The sequence below is a fragment of the Micromonospora sp. Mcm103 genome (genome assembly GCF_024519755.1).
Classification (GTDB): Bacteria; Actinomycetota; Actinomycetes; order Mycobacteriales; family Micromonosporaceae; genus Micromonospora; species Micromonospora aurantiaca.
Genome location: NZ_JALJRJ010000029.1, coordinates 24,880 through 46,001, shown reverse-complemented (window position 1 = coordinate 46,001; position 21,122 = coordinate 24,880). Strand labels below are relative to the sequence as shown.

The following is a 21,122-nucleotide window of genomic DNA, read 5'->3' as shown; positions in this document are numbered from 1 at the left end:
GGGCGGCGCTTCCGGGAGGTCAGGCGGGCTTCCGCGAGGTGCTGGTGGGTGACGGATGCCGTACCGGAATGCGGGTAAGCGCCGCCGACCGGACCGATGGGAGAGCGGGCAGCATGACCGACAGCCGAGCCACCGCACCAGTGCCGGACCCCGGTGACGACCTGACCGGCTCGCCGGCCGCTCCCGAGCCGGAGCCGGACGTCCTGCTCGACGTGCCGGAGCTGACCGTCGACGAGATCCGGCTCGCGGTGGACGGGCTCGACGCCGACCTGTCGCTGCGCGCCCGGCTGGCGAACCTGCTCCAGCTCGACGCCGGCGTCCGGGTGCACCTGGAGGGCGTCGAGCTGGACATCACCGGGGTGAGCGCCGAGGCGATGCTCAAGGTACGGCTGGAGAAGCTGGTGCAGATCCTGGACCGGGCGCTGACCACCATCGACCGCAATCCGCAGCTGATCGACGCGCTGGCGCGCTCGGCCGGCGTCACCCTGGACGACGTGCACCGGCTCGCCGCGCCGGTGGTCGACCAGACCGGGCGTACGGTGGCCGCGGCCGGCGAGGTGGTCGAGCGCACCGGGCCGGCGGTGGTCGACCGGGCCGCCCCGGCGGTGGCCGATCGGACGGGGCCGGCCGTGTCCGGCCCGGTCGAGGCCCCCGAACCGCCCCGGCCCCCGGCGCGAACGCAGCCGCCACCACCAAGCCGTCCGGATTCGTCGTCGGCGCCAGGTACTGCTGGTGGTAGTCCTCGGCGAAGTAGTACCGGGCGGACCGAGCCGCCGCCCGGTTCCGGGCAGGCCGAGCCGTCACCGGCGTCGGGTGCCGGGCGGGAGGGGAAGGCGGAGTCCGAGCGTGCCGCCGGATCGGGGCAGGGCGCCGGGGCGGGCCCGTCGGCGGAACGTCCCGCCGAGAAGAAGCGCGGCCCGGAGCGCTCCGGCCAGCCGGCGAGCGCAGCCGCCGAGGCGGCACAACTGGCGGGACAGGCCGGGCAGGCACTGCGGCAGGCCGGCCGAAGCGTCTGGGAGGCGATCCAGGGCAGCCCCACCCAGAACCGCCGCCCCCCACAAACCTGACTGTCCCACCCGCTCCCGGCACTCCCGGGCCCGCCGCCCGCCCAACGGGCGAGGCCGGGGCCGTCGTGCAGGAGAGGGCGTTACGGGGGTGGGGAGTCGTCCGGCGCGGTCTGCTGGTGGCGGTGGAGCAGCTCCTGGAGTGCGGTGATCTCGGAGTGCAGGGCCTGACGGCCCTCCCGGGTGATCCGGATCCACGTCCGCGGACGACGGCCGTGGTAGCCCTTCTCCACCTCGATCAGGCGTGCCTCCTCCAGCACGGTGAGGTGCCGGGACAGGTTGCCCGCGGTGAGTTCGAGGGCCTGGCGGAGATAGGCCACCTCCACCCGCTCGCCTTCAGCGGCGATGGTCAGGATGCCGAGCCGGTGCCGCTGGTGGACCGTGTCGTCGAGGCCGTTCGTCGGGAATGGCCCGCTCGCGCGAGGGTCGTCCACGGTGCTCACGACTACCGATTGTGCTGCTTCTTGGCGGCGGCGAGCGCCACACCCCCGCCGATCAGCAGGACCGGTGCCGGGAGCACGGCCGCCAGCATGAAGCTGAACCGGGTCAGATCACCCGGTTGCAGGTCGGAGAGCTGGAACCAGGCGTTCACGGCTACCAGCACGACGGTGTAGAGACCGACCACGACCCACAGGCTCCGGCTGCGTTCCAGGCGAGCGAGGACCGCCAGGCCGACGGCGATCACGAGGTGCGGCAGCATGCCCCGGTTGGCGAGGCCGAGCAGCGGACCGGTCAGCCGACTGGTGCCGCCCCACACCGGCCCGCTGGTGTTAAACAGCAGGAACTCCAGGACGACCGGAAGGGCGAGGCCGACGAGAGTGCCCGCGAGGCCGGCGATGACGTACGCCCGGGTCGGGGTCTGGACGCCGGCTCGCCGGCCGTGCCAGCGGTACCACGTCAGGCCGGCCAGGTAGCCGCCGACGAGCGCGGCCAGCCAGTACCAGCCGAGCGCGGTCGACTTCTCCAGGAAGCCGCCGCCGAGACCGCTCAGGGCAGGGCCGTCGGTCCCGGCGCGCAGCGGGGCTGGTTCCGTCGACTCGACGTACAGCGGCGCGGCCGCCGCGATGAGCACCCCGAAGAGCAGGAGCGGAAGCCAGTACGCCTGACGAGCCGCCCGGGCCTGCCGGCGGAGGTTGGTCATCGAGGCGAGCAGTTCCTGGGCACTGTCCTCGCGGGGTGACTCGGACGGCATGGTTCCTCCCGGCAGCCGATGTGCTGTGACTCAAATAGGTTTGCATTGCAAACCTAATGGCGCAAGGAGGGCTCGACTGTCGGCCCCACCACCGGTGAGCGCTTGTTTCGATATTCCTCTAGGTTGACAGACTTCTAAATAGAAGGCAGGGTGGAGGCTGCTTCGATAAACATCGAGACAGGGAGTCAGTCATGTCCCGCGTCCAGCTCGCCCTGCGCGTCTCCGACCTCGAAGGCTCCGTGGCCTTCTACAGCAAGCTGTTCGGCGTCGAGCCGGCCAAGCGCCGCCCCGGCTACGCCAACTTCGCGGTGGAGAACCCGCCGCTGAAGCTCGTACTCCTCGAAGGTGAGCCCGGCCTGCCGACGGTGATGGACCACCTCGGGGTCGAGGTGGCCACCACCGACGAGGTGAACGCCGCGACCAGCCGGCTCACCGAGTCCGGCCTGATCACGCTGGAGGAGAACGACACCGAGTGCTGCTACGCGCTCCAGGACAAGGTCTGGGTGCGCGGCCCCGGCGACGAGCCGTGGGAGGTCTACACGGTCAAGGCCGACTCGCCGCAGCTGGAGAAGGTGACCGAGAGCGCCTGCTGCACCTCGGCCGCGGCGGAGCAGCCCGCCGCGGTCTGACCCGGATACGGGAGGGATCCCCACCGGCGGGGATCCCTCCCGCCGGTGGGGATCCGCCGTTGCGGGGAAGAACCGGGAGTAGCGCAACCGTCCGGCATGAGGCCCACACGAGTTCTGTGCCGCGTGAGTGTCGAGCCCTAGCGGGACCGGACCACGGCCGTGACCTCGACCTCGAGTACAGCGCCCGGCAGGAAGAGCTTGCTGACCTCGACCGTCGTGCTCGCCGGCGGCGGTGTGCCCGGGAAGAGCCGGCGCCGGACGGCCGCGTACGCGGGCAGGTCAGCCAGGTCCGTCATGAACGTGCGGATGTGCAGCACGTCGTCGAAGGACGCGCCGTGCGCCGCGAGCACGCCGCCCACGATCTCGAAGATCCGTTCGGCCTGGGTGCCGGGGTCTCCGGGGGCCACCACCTCGCCGTCGTCGTCGACGGCGACCTGTCCGGCGAGCATCAGCAGCGCGCCGCCGCCGACATCGATCCGGGCGACGTGCGCGAAGCGGTCGCCGAACGGGGCCGCGACGGATGCGGGGTTGTCCAGGGTGAGGCGCATCAGCATCCCTTCACGAGTCGGCTGAGACGAGGGAGGAGAGATCCGCGTCCTGGTCGGGCGCGGCCTGCATCAGGTCCAGGGCGGCATCGAGCAGGGGAGCCGCCCCCGGGAGGCGCAGCGCCAGGCGCGCATCCTTCGCCGCCAACGCGACTGCGAACGAGGCGCTCGGCGCGGTGACCCGTCCGACCGCGCCGGCGAGGGCCCCACGGCCGAGCACGTCGAGGGCGGTCTGCCTGTCGACACCGAGCGCCGCGGCGACAGCGAGCGCGTCGTGCAGCGCGGCGACCGCCGTCACCAGGCCCGTGTTCGCGACGAGCTTGACGGCAGCGCCCGCCCCGATCGGGCCGCAGTGACGGACAGAACCGAGCTGTTCCAGCACCGGAGCCGCCCTCTTCACGGTATCGGCGGGGCCGCCCGCGAAGATCGCCAGCGTGCCGCCCCGGGCGGCGTCGACGCTGCCGCCGACGGGGGCGTCGAGGAGTGAGACGCCCGCGGGAAGCCGACCGGCCACTGCTCGGACTTCGTCCGGCCCGATCGTCGACATCTGCACCACGACCGTCCCGGGCCGGAGCGCGGTGGCGGCGCCGTCCGGCCCGAACAGCACCGTCTCGACCGCGGCGGCGTCGGTGAGCATGACGACGACGACGTCGGCTCCGTCGACCGCGGCGGACGGGCTCGCGGCCACCGTCGCGCCGACCGCGGCGAGCGGCTCCGAACGCTCCGGGCTGCGGTTCCACACACTGACCCGGTTGCCGCCGGCCAGGAGGCGGCGCGCGATCGGCGTACCCATGTGTCCGGTCCCGAGGACCGCAATGATCTTCACGCGGTAACGCTAGGCCGATGGAAGCAATGCGGCCAACGAATGTCTCGCATAGATGCCATGCGTGACTAACATGCCTGCCATGGAGACTCAGCTGCTGGAGGTGTTCCGCACCGTCGCGCAGCACGGCTCGATCACGACCGCCGCCCGCGCCCTCAGCTTCACCCAGTCGGCTGTCTCCCGGCAGATCGCCGCGCTGGAGGCCGACATCGGCGCTCGGCTCTTCGACCGGCTGCCCCGCGGCGTCGCCCTCACCGAGGAGGGGCGAGAGCTGCTCCCGCACGCCGAGGCGGTCCTCGACCGGCTCGCCGCGGCCCGGCGTGACCTCGACGACCTGCGCGGGCTCGGCCGAGGGCGGCTGCGTGTGGGCGCCTTCCCGACCGCTGTCGCGGCTCTCGTACCCCGGGCGATGGCGTCGTTCCGCTCGGCCTACCCGGAGATCTCGCTGTCGCTGGTCGAGGGCGTGACGCCGCAACTGCTGGAGCGCCTGCTCGCGGAGGAGGCGGATGTGGCAGTGGTCAGCACCTCGCCCACGGGCGAGCTGGACCGCGACCGATTCGACCTGCGACATCTGCTCGACGAGCGGCTCCTGGTCGCGGTCGCGCGCGACCACCGGCTCGCGCGCCGCTGCTCGGTGCGCCTGGCGGACCTCGCTCAGGAGGCGTTCGTCGTGGGCTCGGCCACCGCGGAGAACAGCCTGCTCCGCGCAAGCCTGCCCAGCGGCTTCTCGCCACGCATCGACATCGTCGCGGCCGAGTGGACCGGCAAGCTGGGATGCGTCGCCGCCGGGTTGGGGGTGGCTCTGGTTCCGGCCCTGGCGGTACGCGGAACCCCGCCGGACATCGCCCTGCTACGCCTGCATCCGGACGACGAGTCGGTACGGCAGATATTCGCGGCGACCGTACGCGGCAGGACGCCGCCGCCGGCTGTCACGCACTTTCTCGAGCATCTGCGGGTGGAGGCGGCCCACCTGGGGTGAAAAGCAGAACGCCGACCTGCGTTCCCGCTGGTCGGCGCTCCTGTAGCCCGGCGAAAGGCTATGTGGCCAGGGGCGGGGTCGAACCGCCGACCTTCCGATTTTCAGTCGGACGCTCGTACCAACTGAGCTACCTGGCCGTGGTGCTCGGCACATGCTACCGCACGGGCCGATACGCAGAACGCCGCGCATCGAGCTGCGCGGCGTCAGCGCTTGCGGTCCTGACGGGACTTGAACCCGCGACCTCCGCCTTGACAGGGCGGCGAGCACTCCAACTGCTCCACAGGACCTGGCTGGTGTTGCATCCGGCGTGAGCCGGACCGTGCCCCCAACGGGATTCGAACCCGTGCTACCGCCTTGAAAGGGCGGCGTCCTGGGCCGCTAGACGATGAGGGCGGCCCCGCCATCATTGCACACTCGCAACTTCAAGCGGACTTGCTCCCATCCGGCCCCGCCGGAGGCAGGAGAAGCATATGTCATGCCTGCGCGGACGACAAAACCGGTATCGGGATGGCCGTGGTGCCGGGTAGAACCGCAGGTCAGCGGGGCAGGGCGATGCCGTACCGCCGCTTGATGTCCGGGATCAGGTGCCGGCACGCGGCCATCGTCTGGGCCCGGTCGCCGCCTGCGTCGTGCATCAGCACCACCGAACCGTGCCGGGTGGCGCCCTTCACCCGCTTGATGATCGTCTTGGCCGGTGGGTGGTCCCAGTCCTGCGGGTCCACGCTCCAGTGCAGCGGGCGCAGGCCCATCTGCTTGGCGATCACGACCTCCTCGGCCGTCCAGCGGCCGCCGGGCTGCCGGAACCAGGTGATCGGCGCCTTGGGCGCGGCGGCGTGGATGGCCTCGTTCGTCCGTTCCAGGTCGGATCGGATCTCGGCGGCGGAGCGCCGCCCCAGGTTCACGTCGTGGTGCCAGCTGTGATTGCAGAGCTGGTGACCCTCCCGGACGATCCGGGCCACCAGCTCCGGGTAGCGCTTGGCCTGCTTGCCGACGACGCAGAAGGTGGCCTTCACCCGGGCCGTCCGGAGCTGGGCCAGGATCTGCGGGGTGTACCGGGGATCCGGCCCGTCGTCGAAGGTGAGCGCCACGCCGGTGCTCCCGCTGGCCCGGTGCAGGCCCGCCGGCAGCTTCTTCGGCAGCGGGCGCAGCTTGGGCTTCGCGGGGGTGGTGTGGGTCGGTGAGGGCTTCGTCACCGGCGTCGGGGACGGCGACGCCGAGGCCGACGCCGGTGCGGCGGCCTTCTCGGGTGACTTGCCGGCGTCGCCGCAGCCGGTGACGAGGAGCACCAGGCCCAGGGCGAGCGCCGACAGGGCGCGTGGACGCATTCGTCGCTCCCGGAGGGGTCGGGGTCAGACGGACTTTCCGACCGTAGTGGACGCCGACCCGGAACGGGAGAGGGGCTCAGCTTGTCGTCGACTGGTCCAGCGAGTCCCGCACGGCCACGGCCAGCGACAACGCCTCGGCCAGGTCCACCGGCCGGACCACCCCGGCCGGCAGCGAGTCGGCCCGCCAGCCGGGCCCGGCGGCGAGCACCAGCAGCGGCCGGCGCGGCACCGCCAGCAGCGCGGTGAGCTGGCACGGGTCGGCCGTCGCGCGGATGTGCGACCAGAGCACCACCGCCGCCGGACCGGTCCGGTTGACCGCCTCGACCAGGGCCGGCACCGGTACGCGGGCACCGAGCATGCGATAACTCACACCGACCTCGGCCAGCGCGGCGGCGAGCGCCTCCAGCGGCAGCGAGTGCTGCTCCTCGTCGGCGCAGGAGAGCAGGATCCGGGGCGGCCCGGAGGTGGGGTGGGCCCACGCCACCGTGGCGAACGCCTCGGAGACGCACCGGGACATGAGGTGTTCCACCTCGATCAGTGCGGAGGTGGCGGCGTGCCGCTCCCCGATGCCGGCGAGCACCGGCCGCAGCAGCCCCTCCCAGGTCGCCACCACCCCGTCGGTGGCCAGCGCGTCGGCGATGGTCCGGCTGATGGTCACCGAGTCCAGTCGCATGGCGGCACGGGCCAGCCCACGCGCGGCCGGCCCGGCCCGGCCGACCGGGATGGTGGTGCCGCCGCCGTCGCGTACCGTCGAGGCCCTCGCCTTGAGGCCGAGCCGCTCCGGGGGCGGCACGGCCGGCGCCTGCCGGGCCCAGCGGGCGGCCTCGGCGGGCGCGACCCCCTCGGTGGTCAGCCGGCGCATGATCTCCAGGCGGGCGAGGTCGGCGGGCGTGTACCGCCGGTGGTGGCCCGGCACGTGCTCGCTGGGGCCGAGGCCGTAGCGCTGGTGCCAGGTACGCAGCGTGGTGACCGCCACGCCCAGTCGGCGTGCGACGGCCCCCGCGCTCAGCGCCTCATCGGCCACCCGACCGCTCCGGTGCCTCGGTGTCCGGTACGCCCGGCCGGGACGCGTCGGTGGGGTGCAGCAGCCGGTTGACCACGCCGCCGAGCCACGGGGCGTACTCGCGGGGGTGGGCGTCCAGGTCGGCCACCACCGCGCCGGGGTCGACCCAGCGCAGGTCGGCCACCTCGTCCGGGTCGGGCCGCGTGACCAGGTCGGCGGGTACGTCGGCGCGCAGCACGTGGTCGTACTCGAACTCGACCCGTCCGGTAGCCGGGTCCTCGGCGTAGTAGAGGTACACGCCGACCTCGGTGAGGTCGACGGGGTCGACGCCGAGTTCCTCGGCGAGCCGCCGATTGGCGGCCTCGGCCGGCGACTGCCCGGGCAGCGGGTGCCCGCAGCAGGAGTTCGCCCAGCGCAGCGGGAACCGCGTCTTGACCGCGGCCCGCTGCTGCAGCAGCACCCGCCCGTCGGGGTCGACCAGGAGCACCGAGAAGGCGCGGTGCAGCCGCCCGGGTGGCTGGTGGGCGGCCGCCACGGTGGTCTCGCCGAGCACCCGGCCGTCGTCGTCGACCAGCTCGACCAGGTGGGTCTCCCGCTCGCTCACGACATCGCCCCGGTGACCCGGGCTGCGGCGATCTTGCCGCTGATCAGCACCATCGGCACGCCGACACCGGGCTGCGTGCCGGAGCCGACGAACACCACGTTCTCCAGCGTCCGGTGCAGGTTGGAGGGGCGGAACGGGCCGGTCTGGAAGAGGCTGTGCGAGGCGGCGAACGGGGTGCCGGCGGCCATGCCCTGCGCCGCCCAGTCGGCCGGGGTGACCGCCCGCATCACCTCGATGCCGTCGCCGAAGCCGACGTAGCCGCGCTCCTCCAGCGTGCTCACGAGCTGGTCGGCGTACCGCTGGGTGAGGTCGCCGGTCCAGTCGAACGGCGCCCGCTCCAGGTTCGGCACCGGTGCGAGCACGTAGTAGGTGTGCTTCCCGGCCGGCGCCACCGACGGGTCGGTGCGGCTCGGGTTCGTCACCAGCAGCGACGGGTCGGTCATCAGCTCGCCTCGCCGGATCACCTCGTCGAACGTCCCCTTCCAGGAGCGCCCGAAGTGGATGTTGTGGTGGGCGATCTTGCCATAGCCCTGCGTCGAACCGATGTGCAGCACCACGCAGGACGGCGAGTAGGTGAGCTTGCGCTGCCGGCTGGGCGGCAGCAGGTCCTGGTAGGCGACCGGCAGGTCCGGGTTGAGCACCACCGTGTCGGCGGGGATGAAGTCGCCGTCCGCGGTGACGACGCCGGTGGCGCGGCCGTTGGCGGTCTCCACCCGGGTCACCGTGGTGCCGTACCGGATCTGCACGCCGTGCTTCTCGGCCGCGCCGGCCATGCCGCGGGAGACCGCGTGGATGCCGCCGCGCGGGAAGCACACACCGGCCACCGAGTCGAGGTACGCGATGACCGCGTAGATCGCCAGCGCGTCGTGCGGGGACAGGCCCGCGTACATGGCCTGGAAGGAGAAGATCCGCTGGGTACGCGGGTCGCGGAAGAACTGGTTGATCTTCGTCTGGAGCCGCCGGAAGGCACCGCTGGCGAACAGCTTCAGCAGGTTGCCGGTGAGCAGGTCGGTCGGCGCGTCGAGGTTGCGCTCGATGAAGTCGGCCCGTTCCCACTGCCAGAGGTTGCGGGCGTAGTCGACAAAGCGCAGGTAGCCGTCCGCCTCGCGGGGGCCGCAGACGCGGGCGATCTCGGCGGCCATCCGGGTGGTGTCGGTGATGACGTCGAGCGTCGACCCGTCCGGGTAGTAGGCGCGGTACGCCGGGTCGAGCGGGGTCAGGTCGAGCCAGTCGGTCAGCTCCTCACCCACCGCGCCGAGCGCCTCGGCGATCAGGTCGGGCATGGTGAGGACGGTCGGGCCGGTGTCGAACTCGTACCCGTCGACGCTGAGCCGCCCGGCGCGGCCGCCCGGCACCGGCTCGCGTTCCAGCACCGTCACCTGCCGGCCACTGCCGGCCAGGTGCAGCGCGCACGCCAGCCCACCCAGCCCGGCGCCGACCACTACCACCCGGTCGGTCCGTCCCTTGACGGTACGCATTCCGGCCCCCTTGCTCACGAAGTTGCTCATCATGCCCGCCGCGCCGTGGCGGCGGAGGCGAGGCCGGTCAGCGCGGTGCGCGCGGTCTCGTCGATCGGTGCGGTGCCGAGCGCGGCGAGCGCCTCGGTCACCCGGTCGGAGATCATCCGCTCCACCCGGGCGGTGGCGCCGGTGTCCCGGACCACGTCGGCCAGCCGGTCCACCTCGTGTGCCGCGGTGACCGAGCCGGCCCGCTCCAACGCGCGGTGCTGCGCCGGGTCGGCGAGCTGCCGGGCCAGCATCAGCAGCGCGGTCGGCTTGCCGGTACGCAGGTCGTCCCCGGCCGGCTTGCCGGTGGTCTCCGGGTCGCCGTAGACGCCCAGCAGGTCGTCGCGGAGCTGGAACGCCTCGCCGACGGCCAGCCCGTACCTGGTGTACGCGGCGATGAGCGGGTCGTCCGCGTCGGTGCCGGCCAGGCAGGCACCGAACAGCAGCGGGCGCTGGACGGTGTAGCTGGCGGTCTTGTAGCGGGCCACCCGCAGCGCCCGGTCGACGGTCCAGCTCGCCGAGTCGTTCTCGCCGAGCACGTCCAGGAACTGCCCGGCGACCGTCTCGACCCGCATCTGGTCGTAGCAGCGGCGCACGTCGAGCAGCCGGTCCGCCGGGACCGCCGCGTGTGCCATGAGCCGGTCGGCCCACACCATGCACAGGTCGCCGATGAGGACGGCGACGGCTTCGCCGTACCGGTCGGGGTCGCCCGTGTGCCCGGCGGCCCGGTGCCGGGCGGCGGCGGCCCGGTGCGCGGTCGGCAGCCCGCGCCGGGTGTCGGAGGCGTCCATCACGTCGTCGTGCACCAGCGCGAACGTGTGCAGCAGTTCGAGCGCGGACAGCGCGGGGAGCACCGAGCACAGCGGTTCCTCACCGCCGACCACACCCCGCCATCCCCAGTACGCGAACGTGGGGCGGACCCGCTTGCCGCCGGCCAGCACGCAGTCACGTGCCGTCGCGGCGAAACCACCCATCGCTGCGTCGATCTCGGTGAGCGATTCGACTTCCGCGGCCAGGAACGCCGCCAGCGTCTCATCGACCCCTTTGATCAGGTCTTTCGTGAACGCGGCCAGTACGCCGCGGACCGGATCGTCCGTCGCCCCGGGCTGAGCCGGCGCGACGCGGAGCGCATTACCCGCAACTGCGTCGTTGGCCATGTCGGCGAGCGTACCCTAGGGTTACGAGTTGCGTCGATTACTGCGTCGAAACCGAGGAGGGCCGATGGACACGGATCTGACCGCCGCCTATGACCGTTGCCGCGAGCTGCACCGGCGTCACGGCCGTACCTACTATCTCGCCACCAGGCTGCTCCCCGCCTGGAAACGGCGGCATGTGCACGCCTTGTACGGCTTCACCCGGTACGCGGACGAGATCGTCGACCGCACCGAGGACCTGCCGCCGGCCGAGCGTGCCGCCCGGCTGCGCGAGTGGTCGGATCGATTCGTCGCCGGGCTGCACGGTGCGTCGGTCGACGACCCGCTGCTGCCCGCGGTGCTGCACACCATCGCCGTGTTCGACCTGGACCGCGACGACTTCGCGTCGTTCCTGCGCAGCATGGCGATGGACCTGACGGTCATGTCGTACCCGACCTACGACGACCTGCTCGACTACATGGAGGGCTCGGCCGCTGTCATCGGCACCATGATGCTGCCGATCCTCGGCAGCTCCGACCCGGCCGCCGCCCGCGAGCCCGCCCGCCAGCTCGGCTTCGCGTTCCAGCTCACCAACTTCATCCGGGACGTCTCCGAGGACCTCGACCGGGGCCGGACGTACCTGCCCGACGAGGACATGGCCAAGTTCGACCTCACCCGCGACGACCTGCTCGCCGCCAAGGCCGCCGGCCGCACCACGCCGCGCATCCGCGAGCTGATCGAGTACGAGGTGACCCGCGCCCAGGCCCACTACGTGGCAGCCGCACCGGGCATCCCGCTGCTGGAGCCGGCCTCGCAGGCGTGCATGCGCACCGCGTACGCGCTCTACGGCGGCATCCTCGACGAGGTGGCCGCCCAGGACTACGACGTCTTCGTGCGCCGTGCCCTGGTGCCGCAGCGGCGCCGGATGGCGGTGGCCGCGCGGGCGCTGCTCACGCCGCCCGGCACGCCGGTGCGGGTGCCCGGCCCGGCCCTGGAACCGGCCCTGGCCGGATGACCGGCCGTACGGCGGTGGTGCTGTTCACCCGTGATCTGCGGGTGCACGACCACCCGGCGCTTGCCGCCGCCTGCTCCGCGTTCGACCGGGTGGTGCCGCTCTACGTGCTCGACCCGGCGCTGCAGAAGCTCTCGCCGAACCGCACCCGCTTCCTGCACCAGAGCCTGGCCGACCTGCGCGAGGCGCTGCGCAAGCGCGGCGGCGACCTGGTGATCAGGCGTGGCGACCCGGTGGCCGAGACGGTGAAGCTGGCCCGGAAGGTGAGCGCCGAGGGCATCGGGCTCTCCGCCGACGTGAGCCGCTACGCCCACCGCCGGGAACGCCGGCTGCGCGCCGAGTGCGAGCGGCACCGGATGTTCCTGCGCCTGTTCCCCGGCCTGACCATCGTCGAGCCGGGCGCGCTACGCCCCGGCGGCGGCGACCACTACCGCGTCTTCAGCCCTACTTCCGGGTCTGGCAGGGCGCCCGGTGGCGGGACGAGCTGGCCGCGCCGAAGCGGGTCCGGCTGCCCGACGGCGTCGACCCCGGCCGGCTGCCGGATCCGCCGAAGGGCGACAGCCCGGATGCCGCCGTCGGCGGCGAGGCCGTCGCCAGGCGCCGGCTCACCGCCTGGCTGCCCACCCTCCATCGGTACGACGACATCCACGACGACATGGCCGGCGACGAGACCTCGCGGCTCAGCCCGTACCTGCGCTTCGGGTGCGTGTCGCCGCTGGCCGTGGCGAACCGGGCGGGCGAGCGGGACGGTCCGTTCGTCAGGCAGCTCTGCTGGCGCGACTTCTACCACCAGGTGGTGGCCGGTTTCCCCGACCTGTCCACGGTCGCCTACCGCCGCGGCGCGCGGGAGGACTGGCGCGACGACGCGCACGCGTTCGACGCCTGGTCCGAGGGACGTACCGGCATGCCGATCGTGGACGCCGGCATGCGCCAGTTGCGCGCCGATGGGTGGATGCACAACCGGGCGCGGCTGATCACCGCCGGGTACCTGACCAAGCACCTCGGGCTGGACTGGCGGCCCGGCCTGGAGGTCTTCTTCCGGTGGCTGCTCGACGGCGACCGGGTCAACAACTCGGGCAACTGGCAGTGGGTGGCCGGCACCGGCAACGACACCCGGCCGTACCGCGGCTTCAACCCGGTACGGCAGGCCGAGCGCTACGACCCCGACGGCGCGTACGTGCGGCGCTGGGTGCCCGAGCTGGCATCGGTGGCGGGCAAGGCGGTGCACCAGCCGTGGCGGCTGCCCGACGAGGTGCGCCGCACGCTCGACTACCCGCCACCGCTGGAGGTGCCGGGCGCCGACCCGGTCTGGCTCCGCTGACCGCTGCGTCGCCCGCGCACTGTCGGTGATCGCGTGCCGGGCCGGCACCGTCCACCTCCGGTCCCCTTTGCTCTGCAGCCATATCCGCATCGGTTGCGGAACGTCACCACCAGGGCCTCGCGCGGTTTTCGGACCTGCGAGGAAATCACTGCTCAGTGCGGTGCTGCGCCGATGGCTGCAGAGCAAAGTCGGAAAAGGGAAGACAGGGTCGCCCGGCCGGCCGAATGCGCTGCGTGACGACGCTCCGGTATCACCGAGGGTGACCGACTGTCAGAGGCAGGAGTGCAACGCCTCGACCAGGTCCTCCACGCGGTCGTGGTCGGCCAGCCGGGCGGTCGCGTACGCGAAGGTGTAGCCGCGTTCCGGGTCGGCCCAGGCGCTGCTGCCGCCGATCCCGCCCATGCCCCAGCTGCCGTCCGGCTCCCACTGCATGCCGAGCGTCCAGTCCACCGGCCGGTCCAGCAGCAGGTCCGGGCCGGAATACTGCACCCGCGTCGCCTCGGCGACCAGTTCCGGGCTGAACAGGCGTACCCCGTCCAGCGTGCCGCCGGCGAGCAGGCCCGCGTACAGCCGGGCGAGCCCGGCGGCGGTCGCGTGCAGGTTCACCGCCGGGATCTCGGCGGACCGCCACAGGTCGCTGTTCACCATCGCCACGTCGCGCCCGCCCGGCGGGTTGTCCAGCGCCCGCGCCCGCAACGAGCCCGGCTCGCCGCGCATCGCGTCCGGCCAGGCCGGATCGGCGTACGACAGGTCGGCGCACCGCCGTCGGTCCGCCTCGCCCAGCCCGAAGGCCAGGTCCAGGCGCCACGGTCCGGCGATCTCCTCGGCCAGGAACCGGCCCACCGAGCGTCCGTCCACCCGGCGGACCAGCTCGCCCACCAGGTGCCCGTACGTCCAGGCGTGCTCGGCCGCGACGGTACCCGGCGTCCACTCGGGCTCGGCGGCGGCCAGATCGGCGCAGAGCAGATCCCAGTCGGCGACGGCGGCGGCGGGCCGGGGCACCGGGAAGGCGGGCAGCCCGGCGGTGTGGGCGAGCACGTGCCGGACGGTGGCCGGGGCGCGGAAGCCCGGCCAGTAGACCGAGACCGGCGCGTCCAGGTCGACCCGGCCCCGGTCGACGAGCAGCAGCAGGCAGAGCGCGACCACCGGCTTGCCGGTCGAGTAGACGTCGACGAGCGTGTCCGGCCGCCACGGCCGGTCCGCCCCGGAAACCGGTACGACCACGCCGGGCGGGACCGGCGCGGTGGTGCCGCCCACCAGATCGATCACCGGTACGCCGTCGTGCCACACCGCCAGCGACGCGCCCGTCTCCCGGCCGGTGGCGAACAGGTCGTCGAAACAGTCCCGGACCGGAGTGAAGCGCGGGTGCATGCGGCCACGGTAGGCGGTCGCGTTCGGGACGAGCGCGGGAATTCGAGGCCGGTGCGGTGGTCGGTGTCCCGAAGGTGCGGAATGCTTGCGGAATGGCGGAGCCGGAACTGGTGGACGTAGTAGTGGTCGGGCTCGGCGTCGGCGGCGAGGAGGTGGCCGGGCGGCTCGCCGAGGCCGGCCTCACCGTGGTCGGCATCGAACGTGACCTGGTCGGCGGCGAGTGCCCCTACTGGGGATGCGTGCCGAGCAAGATGATGATCCGGGCGGCGAACGCGCTGGCCGAGGCGCACCGGGTCAACGAGCTGGCCGGGTCCGCCCAGGTGCGGCCAGACTGGGCGCCGGTGGCGAAGCGGATCCGCGCCGAGGCCACCGACACCTGGGACGACAAGGTGGCGGTGGACCGGTTCACCGGTAAGGGCGGCCGGTTCGTCAGGGGCAGCGGGCGGCTCGACGGCCCGAACCGGGTACGCGTCGGCGACCAGGTGTTCCAGGCGCGCTACGGGATCGTCCTCGGCACCGGCACCCGGCCCTCGGTCCCGCCGATCGACGGGCTGGCCGACACGCCGTACTGGACCAATCACCAGGCCATCGAGGTGGAGGAACTGCCCGAGTCACTGCTGGTGCTCGGCGGCGGCGCGATCGGGCTGGAACTCGCGCAGGTCTTCGCCCGGTTCGGCGTCCGGGTGACCGTCGTCGAGGCGGCCGACCGGGTGCTCGCGGTCGAGGAGCCGGAGGCGTCAGCGCTCGCCGCCGACGCGCTGCGCGCCGACGGGGTGGAGATCCACACCGGGGTCAAGGCCGGCCGGGTCGGCCACGACGGCGGTACGTTCACCGTGTACGCCGACGGCGCCGAGTTCACCGGCGAGAAGCTGCTCGTGGTGACCGGCCGCAAGGCGCACCTGGAGGAGCTGGGCCTGGACACGGTCGGGGTGGACGCCGGGCAGCGCTACCTGCCGGTGAACGACCGGATGCACGTCACCGACGGGATCTGGGCGGTCGGCGACCTCACCGGCGAGGGCGCGTTCACCCACATCGCCATGTACCAGGCCGGCATCGTGGTGGCGGACGTGCTCGACCACATGCGGCGTACCAAGGGCGGCCCGGACGCCAGCGGCACCGCGAGTGTGGTCGGCGGCGCGGCCGGGGTGGTCAGCGCGGTCGGCGGCGCGATGAGCGCGGGCGGGCCGACCGCCGCGCCCGGGAGCGTCCCGGTCGCCGACTACCGGGCGCTGCCCCGGGTCACGTTCACCGACCCCGAGGTCGGCGCGGTCGGCCTCACCGAGCAGCAGGCCCGCGAGCGCGGCGTCAACGTCCAGGTCGGGTACGCCGACCTCACCTCGTCGGCCCGGGGCTGGATCCACAAAACTGGCAACGCCGGATTCATCAAGCTGATCGCCGACGCCGACCAGGGCGTCCTCGTCGGCGCCACCTCGGCCGGACCGGCCGGCGGGGAGGTGCTCTCCGCCCTCGTCGTGGCGGTGCACGCGGCGGTGCCGATCAGCCAGCTCCGGCACATGATCTACGCGTACCCGACGTTCCACAGGGCCATCGAGGACGCGCTGCGCGCGCTGAAGTGACGCCTCAGCCGGCCGGCGCGCCGTGCCGGCCGGCCCCGTCGGCGAACCGGCCGGCGCCGCGTACCCCGTCCACCGCCAGCGACTCCAGGCCGTAGGCCAGCTCGGTCGCCATCGCCTCCGGCTCCGGCAGCCCCGCGCCGTCCAGCACCGCCGCCCGGTCGTTGCGCAGGCACGTCTGCGGAGACCGGGCGACAGCGGCGGCCAGCTCCTCGGCCGCCGCGCGGGCCGCACCCGGCGCGACCAGCCGGTTGACCAGGCCCATCGCGTACGCCTCGTCGGCGCCCACGGCACGGCCGGTGAGGATCAGGTCCATCGCGCGGCTCTCCCCGATCAGCCGGGGCAGCCGGACCGTCCCGCCGTCGATCAGCGGTACGCCCCACCGGCGGCAGAACACGCCCAGCGTGGCGTCCGGCTCGGCGACCCGCAGGTCGCACCAGAGGGCCAGCTCCAGGCCGCCGGCCACCGCGTACCCGGAGATCGCCGCGATCACCGGCTTGGACAGCCGCATCCGGGTGGGGCCCATCGGCCCGTCGCCGTCGGGCTCGACCCGGTTGCCGCGCGGCGTGCCGACGGCCTTGAGATCGGCGCCGGAGCAGAACGTGCCGCCCGCGCCCCAGAGCACCGCGACCGCCGCGTCCGGGTCGGCGTCGAACGCGCGGAACGCGTCGGCCAGCGCTCGTGCGGTCGGCCCGTCCACGGCGTTACGGGCCTCGGGCCGGTCCAGGATCACAGTGGTCACGGCACCGGCGTGCTCGACGCGTACCCCCATGGGCCCAGCATGCCCGCGACGCACATGCGAGGGAATTCCGGGGCGTCCGGTTTGGGGGCTCTCCTGCCGGGAAGTCGGAACGAGTGCGCGAACTACTGACGAAGCTCGAACAGGCCACCGGGCTCGACCGGGTGGGTGACCGGCTGCAGCGCGCCGTCCAGGGCACGCTGCGTTCCCAGCGGGTACGCGACGCGCTGCACGGCGTGTGGCTCGGCCATCCACTGCACCCCGCGATGGTGCAGGTGCCGGTCGGCGCCTGGATCTCCGCCGCCGTGGTGGACCTGCTGCCCGGCCAGCGCCGCGCCGCCACCGCCCTGGTGGGTCTCGGTACGGTAAGCGCGCTGCCCGCGGCGGTCGCCGGGCTCAACGACTGGGCCACGCTCTCCCGCGACCAGCGCCGGGTCGGGCTGGTGCACGCCGCCGCCAACACGGTCGGGCTGGCGTTGTTCGCCGGCTCGCTGGCGGCCCGGCTCAACGGGCGGCACGGCCTCGGCCGGACGCTGTCCTACCTGGGGCTGTCCGCCGCGAGCGGTGGGGCGTACCTGGGTGGGCACCTGGCGTACAAGCAGGGTGCCCAGGCCAGCCAGAGCGTCTCCGAGCTGCACCTGATCAGCGACGGCTGGCACCGGGTCGGCGACCTGAGCAGCCTGCCCCGGCACGAACTGGTCACCAAGAAGATCGATGACGTCTCGGTGATCCTCTACCGGGACGGCGACGACGTCACAGTCATGCTGGAGCGCTGCCCGCACCAGAGCGGCCCGCTCGGCGAAGGCACGATCGAGCAGGTCGACGGCCACGCCTGTGTGGTCTGCCCCTGGCACGGCAGCGCGTTCCGGCTCGACGGCGGCGAGGTGGTGCACGGCCCGGCCGCCAACGACCAGGTCGTGCTGCCCACCCGCGTGGTGTCCGGCCAGGTCGAGGCCCGGCTGCCCTGAGTCAGTCCCGCCGGTGCCGCCCACTGGACAGCGCCCGGGCCGGCACCGGCCGCTTACGCAACCCGAGCAGCGCGCCGATCTGCGCGCCGACGATGCTCGCCACGGCCAGCACCGCCGAGATGGCGAGCGGACGGTTGATGCCCTCCTCGGCGGTGGCCCGGGACGCGCCCGCCGACATGGCCGGCGGCTGACCGACAGGCGCCTCCACGGTGGGCGTCGCGTCGCGCGGCGTGGGATTGGGCTTCGCCTTCGGGGTGGTCGACGAGGCGCCGCCGCCACCCGGCTTCACCGGTGCCGTCTCGGCCGGCTTGGTGACCACGATCCGTCCGGCGGCGTGCCGCCGGGCACCCGAATCCGTCGCGCCGTCCGGCAGCGTGATGAGCTGACCCGGGCGGATCCGGTCCGGGTCGGCGAGCCGGTTCAGCCGGGCCAACTCCTTGTACCTGTCGAAGTCGTCCAGGTAGCGATCCGCCACCTCGCCCAGGTAGTCGCCCTTCGCCACCCGGTACACGGCCGGGTCGTCCGCCTTCGACGCGACCGGGGCCGGCGGGGTGACCTGGCTCGCGGCCACGGCCGGTGAGGTGACGGCGGCGACCGCCGGCTGTGGGGCGGTCAGCGCGGCGGCACTCGCCGCGGCCGGGCTCGCGACCAGGATCAACGCGACCGAACCGACGAGGGCGGCTGCGGCCTTCTGCTGGCGGTGCATGCCGGGCAGCTTCGGCGCCGGCCGGCGTACCGCCGCGGCGAGCAGCTCCACCACGACGGAGAACGCGAACGTGGCCCAGCCGAACCAGCCCACCACCGCCAGCGCGCGCAGGAACAGTTGACCGTCGTCGCGGCTGGTCAACGCCGTACCGACCTCGGCCAGCGTGGGCAGGTGATCCGGGAGCGGGTTGCCGGCGAACGCCAGCAGCGCGACCGGCCCGCCGGCCAGCACGCCGACGAGCACGACGAGGGCGCCGAGGCCGGTGAGAACCTGGCCGGCGCGGCGGACGGGGGAGCGTCGGGGTGCGCCCATGGCGGCCTTCCCTTCCTACGGTGGTCCGGTGAGCGCCCGAGCGGTGGCGTCACCGGTGACGGTGGCGGTCTCTTGCACGCCGAACAGACTCAGCAGGTCCCGGCTGTAGGTGATCTGCACGCTCACCCGGATCTGGGTCTCGGTGCCGACCACGGGGAAGTCGACGTCGTGGTCCTGGACGCCGCCCGCGGCGTCGAGGTAGGCGGCGACAGCGGCGCGGGCGGCGACCTGGTCGATCTGCTTCGGACCACCCTCGATGGCCCGCGCGCGGTCGATCATCTGGCCGCCGGCGCGGGCCGCCTCGGCGGCCAGGTTGTCCGCGCGCTGGAGTGTGCGCAGTTGACCCGCGCCGTCGTAGGCGAGGCCGATGATCGCCAGTACGCCGGTCATCGCCACGGCCAGGAACAGGCTCACCCGGCCGCTCTCCGCCTCGCGCCGCCCGGTCATCCGCGACTCCGGTAGGTGTCCAGCGGCGAGGTGAACCTCGCCGAGACGGTCTTGCCACCCGGCACGCCGGGCAGGCCGGGCGCGCTCAGGTCGTCGAAGGAGACGGTGCAGGTCACCGTGACCGTCACGGTCGCCGGCACGCCTGCGGCGCTTGCGTACGCGGCGGCGAAGCTCGTCGTCGTCCCGGCCACCGAGCCCGCGAGATCGATCTGGGGTGGGCCGGTGCAGTTCAGTCCCGCCCAGCCGAGCTGGTCCTGGGCCGCCTCCTCGGCGGCCTCCGCACCGTCGTCGGCGTTGCGGGCGAGCGAGGCGGCCCGGGCGGCGTCGTGGGCGGCCGACTCCACCGCCTCGTCCGCGACAGCGGTCCGCCCGGCGACCCCGGCCAGCACCATCAGCCCGATGAAGGCGGGCGCGAGCACCGCCACCTCGATCGAGACGGAACCCCGGTCCCGCCGCGGCCCGGCGCTCATCCGGTGGTCCAGCGTTCGGCCGGGCCGTGCGCGGTCTGCGTGACCTCGAACGAGACGCCCGGGATGACCGACAGGGAGCGTCCCTGCACCGTGCAGGTGACGCCGGTGGCGCTCTCGACGCAGGTCGGGCCGGTCTGCTCCCAGCCGACCAGCCAGTCCCCGGACTGTTGCAGGAAGCTGATCGCCCGCTGCCGGCCGGCGTCCGGCCCGGCGTCGATCGTGCGCTGCGCGTTCACAGCGGTCTGCGCGGCGTTCAGCGCTGTGGACCGGGCCACGAACCAGACGGCGACCTGGATCGAGCCGAACAACATCACCAGGATCACCGGCATCACCACTGCCAGCTCGACCGGGTTGGCGCCCCGCTCGCCCTCGGCCAGGCGGGCGCGCAGGGCGGCGGCGATCCGCCCCGGACCGGGCGGACCGGCGGGGCGGCCGGCAGACGCCGGCCGGCTCCGGGCCGTACGGACGGGGCGCTGCATCACGGGGCCTGCGGCGCCGTGTTGTCCGGGATGGCGTTCATCCAGTTGTTCGCCTTGGCCAGGGCGAGCCCGGTGACCGCCATGGCCACCGCGACCAGGCCGAAAATGATCACCGCGGTCGGCACCGGGCTGTCGCCGCGCTCGGAGTCCCGGCGCAGCTCGGCGAGGCGGGTGCTCACCGCCACGTACAGGTAGGCGTAGAGGTGCATGGTCGTCTCCTTTTCGAAGGTGGGTTCACAGACGGGCGAGGAACGGATAGACGGCGAAGCCGAGCAGGACGAACACCAGCAGCGAGCCGGGAATGTCCAACTTGCTGGTGACCCCCTCGGCCCGGGCCAGGTTGTCGGTACGGATCTGGTCGCGCAGCGAGTCGGCGCGGGACCGCAACGTCTCGTGCACCTGGGCGCCCTCGCTGCCGGAGGAGCGCATGATGGCGCCCACGTCGCCCAGCTCCGGGATGCCGATCCGCTCGGCCAGCTCCTGCAACTCGTCCCAGGGCGAGTGCATCTGAAGCTGGGCGAGCCGCAGCGCCTCCCGGATCCGGTCGAAGACCCAGCCGTCGCAGACCGCCGCCGCGCGCTCCAGCGACTGCACCGGGCCGTGCGCGGCGGACAACTGCAACGCCACCAGGTCGAGGTAGGTGCAGACCGCCTGCCGGAACTCGTCCCGGGCGGCGTCGGCCTTGGCGAGGACCGCGCGGTGCGCGAGCAGTCCGGCACCGAGCGCCAGGCCCAGGCTGGCCACCACCGGTACGGCCACCGGCAGCGCCACCCCGCCGACGAAGAGCACCGCCGAGGCGACCGCCGGCGTGGCGAAGCCGATGAGCGCGGACAGCAGCACCGACAGCGCGTACTGCTCGGGGGTGCGGTCGAGCAGGGCGAGTTGCCGGTGCGGCGGGCGCAGCCAGCGGGCGAACCCCCC

Annotated in this window: 23 protein-coding genes, 3 tRNA genes and 1 pseudogene; 7 read left to right on the top strand and 20 right to left on the bottom strand. The window is 73.4% G+C overall.

The genetic code is table 11. The features are described from left to right. Positions 1-113 precede the first annotated feature (113 nt). Positions 114-1,067, top strand: coding sequence for a hypothetical protein (locus OC439_RS27595; protein WP_262015976.1), 954 nt, complete (start codon positions 114-116; stop codon positions 1,065-1,067). Between the two features lie 80 nt (positions 1,068-1,147). Here the strand turns inward: OC439_RS27595 and OC439_RS27590 are convergent, their stop codons facing one another. Both OC439_RS27590 and OC439_RS27585 read right to left on the bottom strand, forming a co-directional pair. Continuing rightward, the gene (locus OC439_RS27590) at positions 1,148-1,507 is read right to left on the bottom strand and encodes a winged helix-turn-helix domain-containing protein (protein ID WP_262015975.1); all 360 of its coding nucleotides are present in this window, start codon (positions 1,505-1,507) and stop codon (positions 1,148-1,150) included. Between the two features lie 2 nt (positions 1,508-1,509). After that, entirely contained in the window at positions 1,510-2,256 is a 747-nt protein-coding gene (locus OC439_RS27585) for a hypothetical protein (protein ID WP_262015974.1), read from the bottom strand. 191 nt (positions 2,257-2,447) lie between these two features. Here OC439_RS27585 and OC439_RS27580 point away from each other — a divergent pair, with 191 nt between their 5' ends. After that, entirely contained in the window at positions 2,448-2,885 is a 438-nt protein-coding gene (locus OC439_RS27580) for an ArsI/CadI family heavy metal resistance metalloenzyme (RefSeq protein ID WP_262015973.1), read from the top strand. Positions 2,886-3,022: 137 nt separating this feature from the next. Here the strand turns inward: OC439_RS27580 and OC439_RS27575 are convergent, their stop codons facing one another. Continuing rightward, positions 3,023-3,433, bottom strand: a complete 411-nt coding sequence (locus OC439_RS27575) for a RidA family protein (protein WP_262015972.1) — start codon at positions 3,431-3,433, stop codon at positions 3,023-3,025. 10 nt (positions 3,434-3,443) lie between these two features. Then, positions 3,444-4,256 (bottom strand): NAD(P)-dependent oxidoreductase, encoded by an 813-nt coding sequence (locus tag OC439_RS27570; RefSeq protein ID WP_262015971.1) that lies wholly within the window; start codon positions 4,254-4,256, stop codon positions 3,444-3,446. 79 nt (positions 4,257-4,335) lie between these two features. On the opposite strand from OC439_RS27570, the gene OC439_RS27565 reads away from it, so the two are divergent. Then, positions 4,336-5,232, top strand: a complete 897-nt coding sequence (locus OC439_RS27565; protein WP_262015970.1) for a LysR family transcriptional regulator — start codon at positions 4,336-4,338, stop codon at positions 5,230-5,232. Positions 5,233-5,295: 63 nt separating this feature from the next. Here the strand turns inward: OC439_RS27565 and OC439_RS27560 are convergent. From OC439_RS27560 to OC439_RS27525, 8 genes are all read right to left on the bottom strand, one after another. Next, positions 5,296-5,369: transfer RNA gene (locus OC439_RS27560), tRNA-Phe, on the bottom strand. 76 nt (positions 5,370-5,445) lie between these two features. After that, positions 5,446-5,519 (bottom strand) — tRNA-Asp (locus tag OC439_RS27555). Between the two features lie 33 nt (positions 5,520-5,552). After that, a tRNA-Glu gene (locus OC439_RS27550) sits at positions 5,553-5,625 on the bottom strand. 143 nt (positions 5,626-5,768) lie between these two features. Then, positions 5,769-6,557, bottom strand: a complete 789-nt coding sequence (locus tag OC439_RS27545; RefSeq protein ID WP_262015969.1) for a polysaccharide deacetylase family protein — start codon at positions 6,555-6,557, stop codon at positions 5,769-5,771. A 76-nt stretch (positions 6,558-6,633) separates the two neighbouring features. Continuing rightward, positions 6,634-7,581: a MerR family transcriptional regulator gene (locus OC439_RS27540; protein WP_262015968.1), complete on the bottom strand. Its 948-nt coding sequence runs from the start codon at positions 7,579-7,581 to the stop codon at positions 6,634-6,636. Further along, complete coding sequence (gene idi / locus OC439_RS27535) at positions 7,571-8,164, bottom strand: isopentenyl-diphosphate Delta-isomerase (protein WP_262015967.1); 594 nt, start codon at positions 8,162-8,164, stop codon at positions 7,571-7,573. Before idi ends, OC439_RS27540 begins: the two co-directional genes overlap by 11 nt. After that, positions 8,161-9,642, bottom strand: coding sequence for a phytoene desaturase family protein (gene crtI / locus OC439_RS27530; RefSeq protein WP_194802179.1), 1,482 nt, complete (start codon positions 9,640-9,642; stop codon positions 8,161-8,163). Before crtI ends, idi begins: the two co-directional genes overlap by 4 nt. 29 nt (positions 9,643-9,671) lie before the next feature. Then, the gene (locus OC439_RS27525; RefSeq protein ID WP_262015966.1) at positions 9,672-10,826 is read right to left on the bottom strand and encodes a polyprenyl synthetase family protein; all 1,155 of its coding nucleotides are present in this window, start codon (positions 10,824-10,826) and stop codon (positions 9,672-9,674) included. 64 nt (positions 10,827-10,890) lie between these two features. Here OC439_RS27525 and OC439_RS27520 point away from each other — a divergent pair, with 64 nt between their 5' ends. Continuing rightward, positions 10,891-11,817 carry a phytoene/squalene synthase family protein gene (locus OC439_RS27520; protein WP_262015965.1) on the top strand — a complete coding sequence of 309 codons (927 nt, stop codon included), beginning with the start codon at positions 10,891-10,893 and terminating at the stop codon, positions 11,815-11,817. Beyond that, positions 11,814-13,135 (top strand): annotated as a pseudogene (locus OC439_RS27515) (cryptochrome/photolyase family protein). The gene OC439_RS27520 and the pseudogene OC439_RS27515 overlap by 4 nt, the downstream one beginning before the upstream one ends. A 270-nt stretch (positions 13,136-13,405) precedes the next feature. Here the strand turns inward: OC439_RS27515 and OC439_RS27510 are convergent. Then, on the bottom strand, positions 13,406-14,506 hold the full coding sequence (locus OC439_RS27510; protein WP_262015964.1) for a serine hydrolase domain-containing protein: 1,101 nt from the start codon (positions 14,504-14,506) through the stop codon (positions 13,406-13,408). 92 nt (positions 14,507-14,598) lie between these two features. On the opposite strand from OC439_RS27510, the gene OC439_RS27505 reads away from it, so the two are divergent. After that, positions 14,599-16,083 (top strand): dihydrolipoyl dehydrogenase family protein, encoded by a 1,485-nt coding sequence (locus tag OC439_RS27505; RefSeq protein ID WP_262015963.1) that lies wholly within the window; start codon positions 14,599-14,601, stop codon positions 16,081-16,083. Positions 16,084-16,087: 4 nt separating this feature from the next. Here OC439_RS27505 and OC439_RS27500 read toward each other — a convergent pair whose 3' ends face one another. Next, the gene (locus OC439_RS27500; RefSeq protein ID WP_262015962.1) at positions 16,088-16,852 is read right to left on the bottom strand and encodes a crotonase/enoyl-CoA hydratase family protein; all 765 of its coding nucleotides are present in this window, start codon (positions 16,850-16,852) and stop codon (positions 16,088-16,090) included. An 83-nt stretch (positions 16,853-16,935) separates the two neighbouring features. Between OC439_RS27500 and OC439_RS27495 the strand changes: the two genes are divergently transcribed. Beyond that, positions 16,936-17,787, top strand: coding sequence for a Rieske 2Fe-2S domain-containing protein (locus tag OC439_RS27495; RefSeq protein WP_262015961.1), 852 nt, complete (start codon positions 16,936-16,938; stop codon positions 17,785-17,787). Position 17,788: 1 nt separating this feature from the next. Here the strand turns inward: OC439_RS27495 and OC439_RS27490 are convergent, their stop codons facing one another. From OC439_RS27490 to OC439_RS27465, 6 genes are all read right to left on the bottom strand, one after another. Then, the gene (locus OC439_RS27490; RefSeq protein ID WP_262015960.1) at positions 17,789-18,805 is read right to left on the bottom strand and encodes a LysM peptidoglycan-binding domain-containing protein; all 1,017 of its coding nucleotides are present in this window, start codon (positions 18,803-18,805) and stop codon (positions 17,789-17,791) included. Between the two features lie 15 nt (positions 18,806-18,820). After that, complete coding sequence (locus tag OC439_RS27485) at positions 18,821-19,252, bottom strand: pilus assembly protein TadG-related protein (protein WP_262015959.1); 432 nt, start codon at positions 19,250-19,252, stop codon at positions 18,821-18,823. Beyond that, positions 19,249-19,722, bottom strand: coding sequence for a TadE/TadG family type IV pilus assembly protein (locus OC439_RS27480; RefSeq protein ID WP_262015958.1), 474 nt, complete (start codon positions 19,720-19,722; stop codon positions 19,249-19,251). Before OC439_RS27480 ends, OC439_RS27485 begins: the two co-directional genes overlap by 4 nt. Continuing rightward, positions 19,719-20,201, bottom strand: coding sequence for a TadE family protein (locus OC439_RS27475; RefSeq protein ID WP_228532557.1), 483 nt, complete (start codon positions 20,199-20,201; stop codon positions 19,719-19,721). Before OC439_RS27475 ends, OC439_RS27480 begins: the two co-directional genes overlap by 4 nt. After that, positions 20,201-20,410, bottom strand: coding sequence for a hypothetical protein (locus OC439_RS27470; protein ID WP_194802167.1), 210 nt, complete (start codon positions 20,408-20,410; stop codon positions 20,201-20,203). The genes OC439_RS27475 and OC439_RS27470 overlap by 1 nt, the downstream gene beginning before the upstream one ends. 25 nt (positions 20,411-20,435) lie before the next feature. After that, on the bottom strand, positions 20,436-21,122 hold a 687-nt coding region (locus OC439_RS27465; protein ID WP_262015957.1), incomplete at its 5' end, for a type II secretion system F family protein.

Bases quoted from the DNA above. Each gene is read 5' to 3' on its own strand.
- OC439_RS27595 (WP_262015976.1), top strand. From the start codon at position 114: ATGACCGACAGCCGAGCCACCGCACCAGTGCCGGACCCCGGTGACGAC.
- OC439_RS27585 (WP_262015974.1), bottom strand. From the start codon at position 2,256: ATGCCGTCCGAGTCACCCCGCGAGGACAGTGCCCAGGAACTGCTCGCC.
- OC439_RS27580 (WP_262015973.1), top strand. From the start codon at position 2,448: ATGTCCCGCGTCCAGCTCGCCCTGCGCGTCTCCGACCTCGAAGGCTCC.
- OC439_RS27575 (WP_262015972.1), bottom strand. From the start codon at position 3,433: ATGCGCCTCACCCTGGACAACCCCGCATCCGTCGCGGCCCCGTTCGGC.
- OC439_RS27565 (WP_262015970.1), top strand. From the start codon at position 4,336: ATGGAGACTCAGCTGCTGGAGGTGTTCCGCACCGTCGCGCAGCACGGC.
- OC439_RS27545 (WP_262015969.1), bottom strand. From the start codon at position 6,557: ATGCGTCCACGCGCCCTGTCGGCGCTCGCCCTGGGCCTGGTGCTCCTC.
- crtI (WP_194802179.1), bottom strand. From the start codon at position 9,642: ATGCGTACCGTCAAGGGACGGACCGACCGGGTGGTAGTGGTCGGCGCC.
- OC439_RS27525 (WP_262015966.1), bottom strand. From the start codon at position 10,826: ATGGCCAACGACGCAGTTGCGGGTAATGCGCTCCGCGTCGCGCCGGCT.
- OC439_RS27520 (WP_262015965.1), top strand. From the start codon at position 10,891: ATGGACACGGATCTGACCGCCGCCTATGACCGTTGCCGCGAGCTGCAC.
- OC439_RS27510 (WP_262015964.1), bottom strand. From the start codon at position 14,506: ATGCACCCGCGCTTCACTCCGGTCCGGGACTGTTTCGACGACCTGTTC.
- OC439_RS27505 (WP_262015963.1), top strand. From the start codon at position 14,599: ATGGCGGAGCCGGAACTGGTGGACGTAGTAGTGGTCGGGCTCGGCGTC.
- OC439_RS27500 (WP_262015962.1), bottom strand. From the start codon at position 16,852: ATGGGGGTACGCGTCGAGCACGCCGGTGCCGTGACCACTGTGATCCTG.
- OC439_RS27490 (WP_262015960.1), bottom strand. From the start codon at position 18,805: ATGGGCGCACCCCGACGCTCCCCCGTCCGCCGCGCCGGCCAGGTTCTC.
- OC439_RS27485 (WP_262015959.1), bottom strand. From the start codon at position 19,252: ATGACCGGGCGGCGCGAGGCGGAGAGCGGCCGGGTGAGCCTGTTCCTG.
- OC439_RS27480 (WP_262015958.1), bottom strand. From the start codon at position 19,722: ATGAGCGCCGGGCCGCGGCGGGACCGGGGTTCCGTCTCGATCGAGGTG.
- OC439_RS27475 (WP_228532557.1), bottom strand. From the start codon at position 20,201: ATGCAGCGCCCCGTCCGTACGGCCCGGAGCCGGCCGGCGTCTGCCGGC.
- OC439_RS27470 (WP_194802167.1), bottom strand. From the start codon at position 20,410: ATGCACCTCTACGCCTACCTGTACGTGGCGGTGAGCACCCGCCTCGCC.